This is a genomic window from Streptomyces sp. NPDC096205 (assembly GCF_044763135.1).
Taxonomy (GTDB): Bacteria; Actinomycetota; Actinomycetes; order Streptomycetales; family Streptomycetaceae; genus Streptomyces.
The window spans coordinates 119,192-135,653 of sequence record NZ_JBIWFS010000007.1; the positions used below are offsets into that span (position 1 = coordinate 119,192).

10 protein-coding genes are annotated in these 16,462 nt (G+C 70.8%); 7 read left to right on the forward strand and 3 right to left on the reverse strand.

The annotated features are described in order from the left end of the window. The first annotated feature begins 223 nt into the window (after positions 1-223). Complete coding sequence (locus tag ACIQ6Y_RS25395; protein ID WP_404042273.1) at positions 224-1,012, forward strand: protein phosphatase 2C domain-containing protein; 789 nt, start codon at positions 224-226, stop codon at positions 1,010-1,012. 9 nt (positions 1,013-1,021) lie between these two features. Here ACIQ6Y_RS25395 and ACIQ6Y_RS25400 read toward each other — a convergent pair whose 3' ends face one another. Further along, positions 1,022-1,513 carry a MarR family winged helix-turn-helix transcriptional regulator gene (locus ACIQ6Y_RS25400; protein WP_404042274.1) on the reverse strand — a complete coding sequence of 164 codons (492 nt, stop codon included), beginning with the start codon at positions 1,511-1,513 and terminating at the stop codon, positions 1,022-1,024. A 230-nt stretch (positions 1,514-1,743) separates the two neighbouring features. Between ACIQ6Y_RS25400 and ACIQ6Y_RS25405 the strand changes: the two genes are divergently transcribed. Further along, the gene (locus ACIQ6Y_RS25405; RefSeq protein ID WP_404042275.1) at positions 1,744-2,562 is read left to right on the forward strand and encodes a lysozyme; all 819 of its coding nucleotides are present in this window, start codon (positions 1,744-1,746) and stop codon (positions 2,560-2,562) included. A 93-nt stretch (positions 2,563-2,655) separates the two neighbouring features. On the opposite strand, the gene lon is transcribed toward ACIQ6Y_RS25405, so the two are convergent. After that, positions 2,656-5,079, reverse strand: coding sequence for an endopeptidase La (gene lon / locus ACIQ6Y_RS25410; RefSeq protein WP_404042276.1), 2,424 nt, complete (start codon positions 5,077-5,079; stop codon positions 2,656-2,658). A gap of 175 nt (positions 5,080-5,254) precedes the next feature. Here lon and ACIQ6Y_RS25415 point away from each other — a divergent pair, with 175 nt between their 5' ends. The 5 genes from ACIQ6Y_RS25415 to ACIQ6Y_RS25435 all read left to right on the forward strand — a co-directional run bounded on the left by ACIQ6Y_RS25415 (position 5,255) and on the right by ACIQ6Y_RS25435 (position 13,239). Continuing rightward, positions 5,255-5,911 carry a GNAT family N-acetyltransferase gene (locus ACIQ6Y_RS25415; protein WP_404042277.1) on the forward strand — a complete coding sequence of 219 codons (657 nt, stop codon included), beginning with the start codon at positions 5,255-5,257 and terminating at the stop codon, positions 5,909-5,911. Between the two features lie 582 nt (positions 5,912-6,493). Further along, positions 6,494-7,171, forward strand: a complete 678-nt coding sequence (locus ACIQ6Y_RS25420) for a spermidine synthase (RefSeq protein ID WP_404042278.1) — start codon at positions 6,494-6,496, stop codon at positions 7,169-7,171. Between the two features lie 113 nt (positions 7,172-7,284). Further along, entirely contained in the window at positions 7,285-8,028 is a 744-nt protein-coding gene (locus ACIQ6Y_RS25425) for a response regulator transcription factor (RefSeq protein WP_404042279.1), read from the forward strand. After that, entirely contained in the window at positions 8,025-9,134 is a 1,110-nt protein-coding gene (locus tag ACIQ6Y_RS25430) for an ATP-binding protein (protein ID WP_404042280.1), read from the forward strand. Before ACIQ6Y_RS25425 ends, ACIQ6Y_RS25430 begins: the two co-directional genes overlap by 4 nt. Positions 9,135-9,426: 292 nt before the next feature. Next, entirely contained in the window at positions 9,427-13,239 is a 3,813-nt protein-coding gene (locus tag ACIQ6Y_RS25435) for a multifunctional oxoglutarate decarboxylase/oxoglutarate dehydrogenase thiamine pyrophosphate-binding subunit/dihydrolipoyllysine-residue succinyltransferase subunit (protein WP_404042281.1), read from the forward strand. Positions 13,240-13,393: 154 nt separating this feature from the next. Here ACIQ6Y_RS25435 and fxsT read toward each other — a convergent pair whose 3' ends face one another. Next, positions 13,394-16,399, reverse strand: a complete 3,006-nt coding sequence (fxsT, locus tag ACIQ6Y_RS25440) for an FxSxx-COOH system tetratricopeptide repeat protein (protein ID WP_404042282.1) — start codon at positions 16,397-16,399, stop codon at positions 13,394-13,396. Positions 16,400-16,462 lie beyond the last annotated feature (63 nt).

Sequence of the window (16,462 nt, forward strand, 5' to 3'; positions counted from 1 at the left end):
ATCGGAGGGGAGTTGGCGGGCAAGTTCCCGTGGCCGGTGCGACGGCCTTGTGCGGCGGGCCGGTTGGACGTGGGCGACGGGCTTTGACAGGATTCGCCACCACGCCTTCCCGGAGTGCGGTATTCCACCCCAAACCAGGCGCGTGACCTGCGCCGGTGCGTCGATTCCCGGGCGGTTGCCAGCCTTTGGCGAAGGACGTGAAGGGGTCGTGCAGACTGGCCGGATGCGAACCGAAGTCGTCTGCGAACCCGGCACCCGCACACGCCCCAACGAGGACTTCGCGAGTGTCGGCACATCCGCCTGCGGACAGGGCGGTTCGCTCGTCGTGCTGGACGGCGTGACGCCCCCGAAGGGCGGCACGGGGTGTCTGCATTCCGTCCCCTGGTACACGGCACGGCTGGGCGGCGCCCTGACCGAACTGACCGTTTCACTCCTGGATGTCTCCCTCGCCGAGGCCCTTTCCCGTGCCCTCACGCGTACCGCCGAGTACCACGCGAACACCTGTGACCTTTCTCACCCACGTACCCCTCAGGCCACGGTGGTCCTGGCGCGCTGGGACGCGGAGACGCTGGAGTACCTGGTCCTTTCGGACTCGGCGCTGCTGCTGGAGTCCCCCGACGGCGCCGTCACCGCCGTACTCGACGACCGCCTGGACCGGGTCCCGCGCCATCTGCGGGTCTCCGACGAGGTGCTGGACGCCGCCGCGCGCAACAAGGAGGGCGGCTTCTTCACGGCCGCCGCCGACCCGGCTGTCGCCGCCCACGCGGTCACGGGCACGGTGGCGCGCTCACAGGTCAGCGCCCTCGCGGCCCTCACCGACGGGGCGACCCGCTGGACGGAGAAGTTCCACGAGGGCGACTGGACGGACCTGTTCACGTACGTACGCAAGCTCGGCCCGCGCGCCCTGATCGAGCGCGTACGGGAACTGGAACGGGCGGACGCCGAGGAGCGAAGGCATCTGGGCCGCGGCAAGACGCACGACGACGCGACGGTGGTGTACGCGGAGCTGTGAGGCCGGGAGCTACTTCTCGAAGCCGCGGTTGAGCTGGTGGAGCAGCCGGGCGAGTTCGGCCACCTCGTGGCGGTCCCAGTGGGCGAGCTTGCTGACGTAGCGGGCGCGGCGGGCCTCGCGGACGCGGCCGACGCGGGTGCGGCCCTCCTCGGTGAGGCGGACCAGCCAGGCGCGGCCGTCGGCGGGGTCGGGCTCGCGGGCGATCAGGCCCAGCTCCTCCAGGGCGCGCAGCTGGCGGGACATGGTGGCCTTGCCGACGCCGATGTAGCCGGCGAGGTCGGTGGCGCGCTGTCCGCCGCTCTCGTCGAGCCGGACCAGCAGGCCGTACGCGGAGGACTCCAGGTCGGGATGGACCTCGCGGGCCATCTCGCCCTGGTTGGCGCGGGCCCGCCGCAGAAAGACGGTCAGCTCGCGTTCGAGGGCCAGGAATTCCTGGTCCACACCACTCGGCGGGGCGTCGGATTCGCCCGGCCGCCCGCCACCGTTACCGCGCTCGTGCACGTCAGCACCCCTGCTCCGGTTTCCCGTTCCTGAAAGTTTCCGCCAAAGGCGACCATCGCCGCAGCTCGGTCAGTATTTCGCAGGCGTAGACCAACGGCGGTATCCGGACCCTCTTCCCTCACGGAGGTCTACGTGCGTAGCTTCGTAACCCTGCACATACTGGCATGCCCACGCCATGCCACGCGTTTCCCCCCACCGAGCACCACCGAGTCTTTCGAAAGGCACGTCATATGCTCGTGCACAGACCCGGAACCACTCGCCGCCGGCGCCTCACGCTCGCCGGCACCCTCGCCGCGGCCTTCTCCCTGCTGTTCACCACGCCCTCCTCGGCGGCCGACGTACCGCCGCGCGGCTCCGCCCACATGGGCATGGGCGTCATCGCCCACGACGGCCAGGACGGCACGCCCGTCCCCGGTGACGCCACCCAGACCGAGGGCGTGGACGTCAGCGGCCACCAGGGCAACGTCGCCTGGACGACCCTGTGGAACAGCGGCGTCAGGTGGGCCTACGTCAAGGCGAGCGAGGGGACGTACTACACCAACCCGTACTTCGCCCAGCAGTACAACGGCTCCTACAACGTCGGCATGATCCGCGGCGCGTACCACTTCGCGACCCCGGACACCACGAGCGGCGCCACCCAGGCCAACTACTTCGTCGACCACGGCGGCGGCTGGTCCCGCGACGGCAAGACCCTCCCCGGGGCCCTCGACATCGAGTGGAACCCGTACGGCGCCGCCTGCTACGGCAAGACGCAGTCCGGCATGGTCACCTGGATCCGCGACTTCCTGAACCAGTACAAGGCCCGCACCGGCCGCGACGCCGTCATCTACACCGCCACCAGCTGGTGGAAGCAGTGCACCGGCAACTACGGCGGCTTCGCCTCCTACAACCCCCTCTGGATCGCCCGGTACGCCACCGAGGTGGGCGAGCTGCCGGCCGGATGGGCGTACTACACCATGTGGCAGTACACCTCGAGCGGCCCGACGGTCGGTGACCACGACAAGTTCAACGGCGCACTGGACCGCGTCCAGGCGCTGGCGCTCGGCTGATCCGAGCTCCCGCTCCGCGCTCCCCACAACAGGGCGAAGGCCCGGGCCTCCCTCACGGGACCCGGGCCTTCGCTCTTCTCCCCATGGCGTCCGTCACGCCGCCACGGGAACCTCGGGGGTCGCGGTGCTGGTGGCCGGGGTGAGGGCCAGTTCCAGGACCTGGCGGACGTCGGTGACGGCGTGGACGTCCAGCTTGTCGAGCACCTCGGCCGGGACGTCGTCCAGGTCGGGCTCGTTGCGCTTGGGGATGATCACCGTGGTGACCCCGGCGCGGTGGGCGGCCAGGAGCTTCTGCTTCACACCGCCGATCGGCAGGACGCGTCCGGTCAGGGAGACCTCGCCGGTCATCGCGACATCCGTACGGACCAGGCGGCCGCTCAGGAGCGAGGCCAGGGCCGTCGTCATCGTGATGCCCGCGCTCGGGCCGTCCTTCGGGACCGCGCCGGCCGGGAAGTGGATGTGCACGCCCCGGTCCTTCAGGTCGGCGACGGGGAGTTCCAGCTCGGCCCCGTGGCTGCGCAGGAAGCTCAGCGCGATCTGGGCGCTCTCCTTCATGACGTCGCCCAGCTGGCCCGTCAGGGTCAGACCGGCCGCGCCCGTCTCCGGGTCGGCCAGCGACGCCTCGACGTACAGGACGTCACCACCGGCCCCGGTCACCGCCAGGCCCGTCGCCACACCCGGGACCGCCGTACGGCGCTCGGCCGGGTCCTGCGCGGACTCGGGCACGTGGTGCGGCCGCCCGATCAGACCCCGCAGGTCATCGGCACCGACGGTGAAGGGCAGCTGCCGCTCGCCCAGTTCGTGCTGGGCCGCGACCTTGCGCAGCAGCCGCGCGATGGACCGCTCCAGCGTGCGCACGCCCGCCTCGCGGGTGTACTCCCCGGCCAGCTTGCGCAGCGCGCCCTCCTCCAGGACGACCTCGTCCTTGTCCAGGCCGGCCCGCTCCAGCTGACGCGGGAGCAGGTGGTCCCGGGCGATGACGACCTTCTCGTCCTCGGTGTAGCCGTCCAGCCGGACCAGCTCCATCCGGTCGAGCAGGGCCTCGGGGATGGCCTCCAGGACATTCGCCGTCGCCAGGAAGACCACGTCCGACAGATCGAGCTCCACCTCCAGGTAGTGGTCCCGGAAGGTGTGGTTCTGCGCCGGGTCCAGCACCTCCAGCAGAGCCGCCGCCGGGTCGCCCCGGAAGTCGGACCCCACCTTGTCGATCTCGTCCAGCAGCACGACCGGATTCATCGACCCGGCCTCCTTGATGGCCCGCACGATGCGCCCCGGCAGCGCACCGACGTACGTACGCCGGTGTCCCCGCACCTCGGCCTCGTCGCGCACACCGCCGAGGGCGACCCGGACGAACTTGCGCCCCATCGCATGGGCGACGGACTCCCCCAGCGAGGTCTTGCCGACACCGGGAGGCCCGACGAGCGCCAGCACAGCCCCACCGCGCCGCCCGCCGACGACACCCAGCCCGCGGTCGGTACGCCGCTTACGCACCGCCAGGTACTCGGTGATGCGCTCCTTCACGTCCTCCAGGCCCGCGTGCTCGGCGTCGAGCAGGGCCTTGGCGCCCTGGATGTCGTACGCGTCCTCCGTGCGCTCGTTCCACGGCAGTTCCAGAACGGTGTCGAGCCAGGTCCGGATCCAGGACCCCTCGGGCGACTGATCGGACGCCCGCTCCAGCTTGTCGACCTCCTTGAGCGCGGCCTCCCGCACCTTCTCCGGCAGGTCGGCGGCCTCGACACGGGCGCGGTAGTCGTCGGACTCCTCGCCCTCCTGCTCGCCGTTGAGCTCGCGCAGCTCCTTGCGTACGGCTTCCAGCTGGCGGCGCAGCAGGAACTCGCGCTGCTGCTTGTCGACGCCCTCCTGGACGTCCTTGGCGATGGTCTCGGCGACGTCCTGCTCCGCGAGGTGGTCGCGCAGCTGCTGGGTGGCGAGCTTCAGCCGGGCGACCGGGTCGCTGGTCTCCAGCAGTTCGACCTTCTGCTCGATGGTCAGGAAGGGCGAGTAGCCGGAGTTGTCCGCCAGCGCGGACACGTCGTCGATGGCCTGCACCCGGTCGACGACCTGCCAGGCGCCGCGCTTCTTCAGCCAGGTCGTGGCGAGGGCCTTGTACTCCTTCACCAGCTCGGCGACGGCACCGGGCAGCGGCTCGGGCACCGTCTCGTCGATCCGGGTGCCCTCGACCCACAGTGCGCGCCCGGGCCCCGTGGTCCCGGCGCCGATCTTCACTCGGCCCCGCCCGCGGATCAGCGCGCCCGGGTCGCCGTCGGCCAGCCGGCCGACCTGCTCCACGGTCCCGAGGACGCCCGTGCCGGCGTACGTCCCGTCGATGCGCGGCACCAGGAGCACCCTGGGCTTGCCGGGCTCCGTGCGGGCGGCGGCCTGGGCGGCCTCCACCGCGGCCCGTACGTCCGTGTCGTTGAGGTCCAGCGGAACCACCATCCCGGGCAGCACGACCTCGTCGTCGAGCGGCAGCACAGGCAGGGCCAGCGGTGTGAACGCCGTGGACTCAGCAGCCATGATCTCCCCTTCGGCAGTCAAGTTGAGCTATGCCGACTCAATGCATGTGAGCCCCGGGATGTTCCCGACCCGCTGTTCGCTCTGAGCGATCACCTCTGCCGGACGACCGGCGCCCCACCTACGGTAGGCCCAGGTAATAGCCACTACGCATCATCACCTATTACGGGGGCGGGACATGAACGAGTTCGTACGGGCCTGGATCGACGGCTGGGTCGTCTCGCGCGGGGCGGCGGAGCCGTACGCCGAGCCCTGGGGCTGGACGATCGACTCGGGCCAGCTGAAGGAGGTCACCCGGCACGTCCTCGGGGCGGTCGGCGACGACGTCGAGGAGACGGTCGTCCGCAAGGTGGCCGACTCGGTGACCGGTGAGGGCGTCTGGCTGAAGATCTTCCGCGACCCGGCCGACACGGCGGGCTGGCTGCGCGGCAACTGGTGGATCGACCCCGAGACCGGCTACCTGATGTCCCTCCCCCTCACCTCGACGGCCGCCCCCGACACCCCCTCCGGCTACCGCCTCACCTCCTGGACGAGGGCCGGGGTGACCCGCGTGATGCTCACCGCCGAGGACGGCTCCCTCGCCGCCCGCGGCCAGATCGCGGTGACCGGCCCCACCGCCGTGGCCGACCAGATCGAAACGGCCCCCCACCACCGCCGCAGGGGCCTCGGCTCCGTGATCATGCGCACCCTCCACCACGCCGCCGCCACCCAGGGTGCCCACACCGCCGTACTGGCCGGCACACCCGCTGGGCGCGGCCTGTACGAGTCACTGGGCTGGCGCGTGGAGGCCCTCCTGACCAGCGCGAAGCACCTGGGCAGCGAGGGACCCCACTGACCCGGGGCCCCGCGCCCCGACCGCCATCCCACCTGCCCCCTTCCCGCCGTATGCGACCGCGGGCCGTCGTGGGCCGGTCGCGCAGTTCCCCGCGCCCCTAAAGGACGTGGGCCGTTCCCGCCGTATGCGACCGCGGGCCGCCGTGGGCTGGTCGCGCAGTTCCCCGCGCCCCTAAAGGACGTGGGCCGTTCCCGCCGTATGCGACCGCGGGCCGTCGTCGGCTGGTCGCGCAGTTCCCCGCGCCCCTTAAGGACGCCACCGTCAGCCGCGTACGGCCGTAAGCCACCACGGGCGGTGGGCAATGCGGTCAGTCGCGTACGGCGGGGAGGGGACGGGACGGGGGGTTGTCCGCCCGCAGCGGCCGGCGGAAACCCAGTTCGACCCCTGTAGCCGACCAGATCGCCGGACCGAGGACGGACAACCCCCCGGCCCGGCCCCGGCCCACAACCGAACCGAATGCGCTACATCAGCCCCCACCGAAGCCGCGCAGGCCGCCGCAGGCATCCGGTGGTCGAAGCCACCAAAGCCTGAGCCGGCCCCAATTCCCCCGACACCCCGTCAGGAAAGTGCCAGGATGGCCGGATGGCCACCTCCTACGACATCCCCGAAGTCCTGGACCGTCGCGAGGGCCCGTACGGTGAGATCGTCCTGCGCCGGCACGGAAATTTGCTGCAGATCATCGCCAACGGCTGCTTCCTGATGGACACCTCGGACGGACGCTCGGAGCGCCTGCTCGTCGACGCCGCACTGGACGCCCTCGACGACAGACCCCGCCCTCACCTGCTGGTCGGCGGCCTGGGCGTCGGCTTCTCGCTCGCACACGCCACAGCGAACCCCCGCTGGGGACGCATCACCGTGGTCGAGCGGGAGCGCGCCGTCATCGACTGGCATCGGGACGGCCCCCTCACGGAACTTTCCGACGAGGCACTGAAAGATCCCCGCACCCGGATCGTCGAGGCCGATCTCCTCACACACGTCAATGAGACATACGCCACGTACGACGCCCTCTGCCTCGACATCGACAACGGCCCCGACTGGACCGTCTCGGAGGGCAACGACAGCCTCTACTCACCCCCCGGACTGGCAAGCTGCGCAAGGGCGTTGAGACCCGGCGGGGTACTCGCCGTATGGTCCGCCCAGCCCTCCCCGGGTTTTGAAGAAACCTTGTGGAATGCCGGATTCCAACGTGTGCGTACCGAAGAGATCCCCGTTGCCCGGGGCGTTCCGGACGTCGTGCACCTCGGCATCCGACCTGAATAGCAATGCCGTGGTGACTCCCCGTACGCTGCTTCCCTGACGCCGATCATTCAAGCGTCAATCGCAGACATGGGATCACCCCACTGATTCCGGAAAGCACACTTCAGGGGCGGGCGATGGAGCAGACACACACCTCCCACAACAACGGCACGGCGACGACCTCACCGGGCGCGCAGCGCCGGGTGCTGGTGGTCGAGGACGACGCGACGATCGTCGACGCCATCGCGGCCCGCCTGCGCGCCGAGGGATTTCTGGTGCAAACCGCAGGCGACGGACCGGCCGCGGTCGACACGGCCGAGGCCTGGCAGCCGGACCTGCTGATCCTCGACATCATGCTGCCCGGCTTCGACGGCCTGGAGGTCTGCCGCCGCGTGCAGGCCCAGCGCCCGGTGCCGGTGCTGATGCTCACGGCGCGTGACGACGAGACGGACATGCTGGTCGGCCTGGGCGTCGGCGCGGACGACTACATGACGAAGCCGTTCTCGATGCGCGAGCTGGCGGCGCGCGTGCACGTCCTGCTGCGCAGAGTCGAGCGCGCCGCACTGGCGGCGACGACGCCCCGCAGCGGCATCCTCCGACTCGGCGAGCTGGAGATCGACCACGCGCAGCGCCGGGTACGCGTCCGCAGCGAGGACGTCCATCTGACGCCGACCGAGTTCGACCTCCTGGTCTGCCTGGCGAACACGCCGCGCGCGGTGCTCTCCCGCGAGCAGCTCCTCGCCGAGGTGTGGGACTGGGCGGACGCCTCGGGCACCCGGACCGTCGACAGCCACATCAAGGCGCTGCGCCGGAAGATCGGCGCGGAGCGGATCCGTACGGTGCACGGCGTGGGCTACGCGCTGGAGACGCCGACGCCATGAGCGACGGGCGGAGAGCCGCACGGAGGAGCCCCGGGGAGCCCTGGGGCGGCGTACGCCCGTTCTCGATCAAGACCAAGCTGGGCGCGCTGGTCGTCATCTCGGTGCTGATCACCACCGGCCTCTCGGTGATCGCGGTGCACACGAAGACGGAGCTGCGTTTCATCACCGTCTTCTCGATGATCGCCACGCTGCTGATCACGCAGTTCGTGGCGCACTCGCTGACGTCGCCGCTGGACGAGATGAATCTGGTGGCGCGCTCGATCTCGTACGGCGACTACACGCGCCGGGTGCGTGAGAACCGCCGGGACGAGCTGGGCGACCTGGCCCAGACCATCAACGTGATGGCCGACGAGCTGGAGGCGCAGGACCGGCAGCGCAAGGAGCTGGTGGCGAACGTCTCGCACGAGCTGCGCACCCCCATCGCGGGGCTCAGGGCGGTGCTGGAGAACATCGTGGACGGGGTCACCGAGGCCGACCCCGAGACGATGCGCACGGCCCTGAAGCAGACGGAGCGGCTCGGCCGGCTGGTGGAGACGCTGCTGGACCTGTCCCGGCTGGACAACGGCGTCGTCCCCCTCAAGACCCGCCGCTTCGAGGTGTGGCCGTACCTCTCCGGCGTGCTGAAGGAGGCCAACATGGTCGCCTCGGCGCGCGCGGGGATCGCCTCCGGCTCGGGCAGCCACACCCGCGCGGACGTGCATCTGGCGCTGGACGTGTCGCCGCCGGAGCTGACCGCGCACGCCGACCCCGAGCGCATCCACCAGGTCGTGGCGAATCTCATCGACAACGCGGTCAAGCACAGCCCGCCGCACGGCCGGGTCACGGTCAAGGCGCGGCGCGGGGCGTATCCGGAGTCGCTGGAACTGGAGGTCCTCGACGAGGGCCCCGGCATTCCGCGGTCGGAGTGGCACAAGGTCTTCGAGCGGTTCAACCGCGGCGCGGTGACCCGGCCGCACGGCCCGGGCAGCGACGGCGGCACCGGTCTGGGGCTGGCGATCGCGCGCTGGGCGGTGGATCTGCACGGCGGCCGGATCGGAGTGGCCGAATCCGAGCGGGGCTGCCGGATCCTTGTCAGCCTTCCGGGGATCCCCCGGTCGGGAAGTTGACGTAGGGTTCGAACCGCAGTCCCAAGATCCACGAGCGTCCGCGCTGACGGACACGTGTGATCAGGCACAGGTCCGCGCCGATCAGGCGCCGGACCTGCATCGACGCACCCTTTGCGTACCCTCACAGAAGCGGAACCCCGCTTGTTTCCCGCCATTTACGGCGCCGAAACACCCCCTGCAATGTGACTTACGCGACGATGAACGGGCCCGACCTGACCTTCTCGGTCTGGGAGGCGTAGCCTTTATTCCCGCTGTCCATCACCTTGTGAAGCGGAAGAGGGCGGTTGCCGCCGTGTCGCCACAGTCCCCCAGTAACTCATCGAGCATCTCGACCGACGCCGACCAAGCGGGCAAGAACCCCGCGGCCGCGTTCGGCGCCAACGAGTGGCTCGTCGACGAGATCTATCAGCAGTACCTCCAGGACCCGAATTCGGTAGACCGTGCCTGGTGGGACTTCTTCGCCGACTACAAGCCCGGGGCCGCCGCGTCCCAGGCTGCGTCGGGTGCCGCGGCCGCGGGGGCCGCGGAGACCCCCACCACGGCTCCGGCCGCGACCGCGGCGGCTCCCGCACAGGCCGCCGCGCCCGCGCCCGCCGCCCCGGCACCGGCCGCCCCGGCTCAGGCCCCGGCCGCGCAGGCCCCGGCCGCTCCGGCTCCGGCTCCGGCGAAGCCCGCCGCTGCCCCGGCCCCGAAGCCGGCCGCCGCCGCCAAGGCCGCCCCGGCGACCGAGGCCCCGGCCGGTCCGGAGTTCGTGACGCTGCGCGGCCCCGCCGGCGCCGTCGCGAAGAACATGGACGCCTCGCTGGAGATGCCGACCGCCACCTCGGTCCGCGCCGTCCCGGTGAAGCTGCTGTTCGACAACCGCATCGTCATCAACAACCACCTCAAGCGCGCCCGCGGCGGGAAGATCTCCTTCACGCACATCATCGGGTACGCGATGGTGCAGGCGATCAAGTCGATGCCGTCGATGAACTGGTCGTACCAGATCAAGGACGGCAAGCCGACGCTGGTCAAGCCGGCGCACGTCAACCTGGGCCTCGCCATCGACCTGGTGAAGCCCAACGGCGACCGCCAGCTCGTCGTCGCGGCCATCAAGAAGGCCGAGACCCTGAACTTCTTCGAGTTCTGGCAGGCCTACGAGGACATCGTCCGCCGCGCCCGTGACGGCAAGCTGACGATGGACGACTTCACCGGCGTCACGGTCTCCCTGACCAACCCGGGCGGCCTCGGCACGGTCCACTCCGTGCCGCGTCTGATGCCCGGCCAGTCGGTGATCATGGGCGTCGGCTCCATGGACTACCCGGCCGAGTTCCAGGGCACCTCCCAGGACACCCTGAACAAGCTCGGCGTCTCGAAGGTCATGACGCTGACCTCGACGTACGACCACCGGGTGATCCAGGGCGCCGCCTCCGGCGAGTTCCTGCGCGTCGTCGCCAACCTGCTGCTCGGCGAGAACAGCTTCTACGACGACGTCTTCGAGGCGCTGCGGATCCCGTACGAGCCGGTCCGCTGGCTGAAGGACATCGACGCGTCGCACGACGACGACGTCACCAAGGCCGCCCGTGTCTTCGAGCTGATCCACTCCTACCGGGTCCGCGGCCATGTCATGGCCGACACCGACCCGCTGGAGTACCGCCAGCGCAAGCACCCCGACCTGGACATCGTCGAGCACGGCCTCACCCTGTGGGACCTGGAGCGCGAGTTCGCCGTCGGCGGCTTCGCCGGCAAGTCGATGATGAAGCTGCGCGACATCCTCGGCGTGCTGCGCGACTCGTACTGCCGCACCACCGGCATCGAGTTCATGCACATCCAGGACCCCAAGCAGCGCAAGTGGATCCAGGACCGCGTGGAGCGCCCGCACGCCAAGCCGGAGCGCGAGGAGCAGCTGCGCATCCTGCGCCGCCTGAACGCGGCCGAGGCGTTCGAGACCTTCCTGCAGACGAAGTACGTCGGCCAGAAGCGCTTCTCGCTGGAGGGCGGCGAGTCCGTCATCCCGCTGCTCGACGCGGTGCTCGACTCCGCTGCCGAGTCGCGCCTGGACGAGGTCGTCATCGGCATGGCCCACCGCGGCCGGCTGAACGTCCTCGCCAACATCGTCGGCAAGTCGTACGCCCAGATCTTCCGCGAGTTCGAGGGCAACCTCGACCCGAAGTCGATGCACGGCTCCGGCGACGTGAAGTACCACCTGGGCGCCGAGGGCACCTTCACGGGCCTGGACGGCGAGCAGATCAAGGTCTCCCTGGTCGCGAACCCCTCGCACCTGGAGGCGGTGGACCCGGTCCTGGAGGGCGTCTCCCGCGCCAAGCAGGACATCATCAACAAGGGCGGCACGGACTTCACCGTCCTGCCGGTGGCGATCCACGGCGACGCGGCCTTCGCGGGCCAGGGCGTGGTGGCCGAGACCCTGAACATGTCGCAGCTGCGGGGCTACCGCACCGGCGGCACGGTCCACATCGTCATCAACAACCAGGTCGGCTTCACGGCCGCGCCCGAGTCCTCCCGCTCGTCGATGTACGCGACGGACGTGGCGAGGATGATCGAGGCCCCGATCTTCCACGTGAACGGCGACGACCCGGAGGCCGTGGTCCGCGTCGCGCGGCTGGCCTTCGAGTTCCGCCAGGCGTTCAACAAGGACGTGGTGATCGACCTCATCTGCTACCGCCGCCGCGGTCACAACGAGTCGGACAACCCGGCCTTCACCCAGCCGCTGATGTACGACCTGATCGACAAGAAGCGCTCGGTGCGCAAGCTCTACACCGAGTCCCTCATCGGTCGCGGCGACATCACCCTGGAAGAGGCCGAGCAGGCGCTGCAGGACTACCAGGGCCAGCTGGAGAAGGTCTTCACCGAGGTCCGCGAGGCCACCTCGCAGCCGGCCGCGGTGGAGGTCCCCGACGCGCAGCCCGAGTTCCCGGTCGCCGTGCACACCGCGGTGTCCGCGGAGGTCGTCAAGCGGATCGCCGAGTCCCAGGTCAACGTCCCGGACCACATCACCGTCCACCCGCGTCTGCTGCCTCAGCTGCAGCGCCGGGCGGCGATGGTCGAGGACGGCACCATCGACTGGGGCATGGGCGAGACCCTGGCCTTCGGTTCGCTGCTCCTCGAGGGCGTGCCGGTCCGCCTCGCGGGCCAGGACTCCCAGCGCGGCACCTTCGGCCAGCGCCACGCGGTCATCATCGACCGCAGCACCGGCGAGGAGTACACGCCGCTGCAGTACCTCTCCGAGGACCAGGCGCGGCTGAACGTCTACAACTCGCTCCTGTCCGAGTACGCGGCCATGGGCTTCGAGTACGGCTACTCGCTGGCCCGCCCGGACGCGCTGGTGCTCTGGGAGGCGCAGTTCGGTGACTTCGTCAACGGCGCGCAGACGGTCGTGGACGAGTTCATCTCCTCGGCGGAGCAGAAGTGGAGCCAGACCTCCGGCGTCACGCTGCTCCTCCCGCACGGCTACGAGGGCCAGGGCCCGGACCACTCCTCGGCCCGCCCGGAGCGCTTCCTCCAGCTGTGCGCGCAGAACAACATGACGGTCGCCATGCCGACGTCGCCGTCGAACTACTTCCACCTCCTGCGGTGGCAGGTGCACAACCCGCACCACAAGCCGCTGGTCGTCTTCACCCCGAAGTCGATGCTGCGCCTGAAGGCCGCCGCGTCGAAGGCGGAGGAGTTCACCACGGGCCAGTTCCGCCCGGTCATCGGCGACGCCTCGGTGGACCCGGCGGCCGTCCGCAAGGTCGTCTTCTGCGCGGGCAAGGTCTACTACGACCTGGAGGCCGAGCGGGTCAAGCGCGGCGTCACGGACACGGCGATCATCCGCATCGAGCGGCTGTACCCGCTGCCGGGTGCCGAGCTCCAGGCGGAGATCGCCAAGTACCCGAACGCCGAGAAGTACCTGTGGGCCCAGGAGGAGCCGGCGAACCAGGGTGCCTGGCCGTTCATCGCGCTCAACCTGATCGACCACCTGGACCTCGCGGTCGGCGCGGACGTCCCCCACGGCGAGCGACTGCGGCGCATCTCGCGCCCGCACGGCTCGTCCCCGGCGGTGGGCTCCGCGAAGCGGCACCAGGCCGAGCAGGAGCAGCTGGTGCGTGAGGTGTTCGAGGCGTAAGCCTCCGGCGGTTCAGCAGCCCTGAGGGCCCGGCCCCGAGTTCTTGCTCGGGGGCGGGCCCTTTCGCCTACCCAACGGGGTTGTGCTGTTCGTGTGCGGGTGCGGGTTGTGGATGGCTGGTCGCGCCGTTCCCCGCGCCCCTTTGGGGGCGCTTTCAGCCCAGGTACGGTTCGAAGTCCCAGTACGGCCTTGTGCGCTGGCGGGCCGAGATCGTGTGGGGGTGTTGGGCGCCGAGGGCTCGGGTGAGAGCGAGGAGGCCGGTTTCCTCCAGCTTGGTGGCCTCTTCCTGTTCGCGGGCGGCGCGCAGGTCCGCGGCGAGGGCGACCGTGCAGGACAGGGTCAGCGGGTGATCCTCGCCGAGGGTGTGGCGGGCGCGGCGCAGGGTGTCGCGGCTCAGTTCCACCGCGTCGGAGATCCGGCCGGTGAAGTTGCGTCCGCTGGCCGCGTTGAGGGCGCAGCCCAGCACCCACGGGTGGTCGGGGCCGAGGGTGGCGGTGAGGCCGGCCAGCGCGGCCTCGAACATGGACAGGGCCTCGGCGCGTTCCCCGGCGGCCTGCATGACCAGCCCGGTGTTGCTGAGCATGCCGGTGGCGACGGGGTGGGCGGGACCGAGCAGGGCGCGATAGCCGGCCTCGGCCTCGTCGATGAGCCGGCGGCACTGGGTGAGGTCGCCGTGCTCGCGCAGGAAGTTGGCGTAGTTGGTGATGAACGACAGGGTGAGGTAGTGCTCGCGGCCGTGCAGCTGGACGAGCTGGTCCAGCAGGCTCGCCATGGAGGGGCCGACGTCCGGTGAGGCCCCGCTCTCGCGGCGGCGGCACATGGCCAGTTGCGCGCGTGCGGCGAGGGTCTGCGGGTGCTGGGCGCCGAGCACCTGCACGTGGAGGCGGACGATCGGCTCCTGCCGGGCGAGGGCGTCGCGGTAGCGGCCGAGCAGTCGCAGGTCGTGGGTGACGGCGTTGCCCGAGTTGAGGGTGGTGATGTGCCGGGCGCGCAGCACGCTCTCGCGTCGGGTGAGGGTCTCCAGGTCCAGCTCCAGAGCCTCCGCGTAGCGACCCAGGAGCCGCAGGGCGACGCCCAGGTTGTGCCGGGCGACGAGGGTCTGGGGCTCCTCGGCGCCGAGGAGCTGCTCGTTGCCCTCCAGCACCTCGCGCTGGAGTTCGTAGGCCTCCTCGTAGCGGGCGAGGTGGCGCAGGCCGGCCGCGACGGCGCTCTTGGTGACGAGCTCGCCGAGCGGGTCGCGCTCGGGGGCCTCCTGGAGCTTGGCCAGGACGCCCCGGTGCAGTTCGTAGGCGTCGCGGAACCGGCCGCCGGCCCGCAGCAGGTTGCCCTCCTGGGTGGCGAGATCCAGCATGGGCTGGTCCACCGGGTCCATGAACCGCGGCCACCACTCCCTGACCCGCCGGGCCAGCGCCAGGCCGCCGTTGTACTCGCCGCTGCGCACGCAGTAGCGCAGACAGTTCAGGACCAGTTCCTGCACACGCGGCTGGCGGCTCTCCAGCGCGCCGGACGGCTCCAGATGGGGCAGCAGTTCGGCGTACGTCGGCCAGGTACGGCTGTCGGCCGGGTTGCCGGGGTCGGCCTCGGCGAGGAGGGTGCGCACGGCCCTGCGGTGCAGGTCGCGGTTGTCGTCGCTGGTGAGCTTGGAGACGATGTCGTGCACCAGCCGGTGCATGTGGACCGACTCCTGGTGCGGGCCCATCTCCGCGGCGAGAGGACCGCGGGTCTCGCGGGTGAGCACCGAGTAGTTGACCAGGGTGTCCAGGGCGCGGGTCCAGGCCGGCAGGTCGGTCGTCATCCAGCGCAGTTCCTCGGGCAGTTCGGCCCGCGGGTAGGCGCGGATCAGGCCGAGCGGGATACGGCCGGGGGCGAACGAGGTGCACAGGCTGAGGATGTCGATGGCCTGGGGCTGGGCCCGCCGCAGCCGGTTGAGCAGTATCGACCAGGAGGTGAGGGACGACTGCGGGTAGCCGTCGCCGGTGGCGGCGGGCTCGTCCACCGTGGACAGCTTGCGTTCGCGGACCATCCGCAGGTACTCCGACACCTCCATGCCCGACTCGCCGAGCCAGGAGGCGGCCTGCACCAGCGGCAGCGGGACGTCCCCGAACTCGGCGGCGACCTCGTCGGCCTCGGCGGCGGTGATGTGCGGGGCGCGGCGCATCAGGTAGCCGGTGGACTCCGGGCGGACGAAGGCGGGGATGTCCAGGACGTCGGTGTGCTCGCTCCAGCCGCGGTTGCGGGAGGTGATCAGCACGTGTCCGGGGCCCTGCGGCAGCAGTGCGGCGGCGCCCTCGACGTCGTCCCAGCCGTCGAAGATGACCAGCCAGTTGGCGTACGGCTCGCCGCGGCGCAGGGCGTTGCGCACGGCGCGGATGCGTTCGCCGGGCTCGTTGCCGATGCTCAGGCCGAGTTCCACGGCGAGTTCGCCGAGGCGGTCACGCTGGATGTTGCGGTCGTCGCTGTTGACCCACCACACCAGGTCGTAGTCGGTGCTGAAGCGGTGGGCATATTCGGCTCCGAGCTGGGTCTTGCCGATGCCTGACATTCCGACGAGGGCGCAGGCGGCGGCGCCGCGCTCGGCGTCGGCGAGGCGCTGGTGCAGTTCGTTCAGCAGGTCGTCGCGGCCGGTGAAGCGGGGGTTGCGGCGCGGGATCTCGCCCCAGATCTCGGCGCGGGTGTCGGGGTAGCGGACGCGGCCCTGCGTGGCACGCGGCGGGCGCAGTCGCTCCAGGCCGAGTCTGCTGAGCAGCCGCTCCTCGGCGGCGGCCTCGCCGAGCCCCCACAGGCTGGCCGGTTCCAGGACGGCGGTGGCGGGCAGCAGCGGGCGGTTGGTGAGGTTGACGGCGGCGAAGCGCTCGGAGTTGGCGGCGACGAATCCGCGGAGCACGTCGTTCCACTCGCCCGCGGGGCGGGGGCCCAGTTCGAAGAACCAGTCGTTGAGGACGAGCAGCACCCGGCCCCGGGCGAGCAGCAGGTCACCGAGGGAGTCCTCCAGCGGCACCTCGCGGGGCGGGTCCCAGCGCTGCAGGGTGGCCCGGTGGCCGTTGCGCTCCAGGCAGTGGGCGATCCAGGCTGCCCATGAGCGGTGGTACCCCGGGAAGACCACGAGGAAGTGCTCGGAGGCCGCCGCTCCGTCCCCGCCCGACCGCCGCTGTTCCGCCATCGCCGCTCCTTGTTCCTGCGGCTGTCTCCCTGTCGGACGGCCGCACCGCATAACGTAACGCAA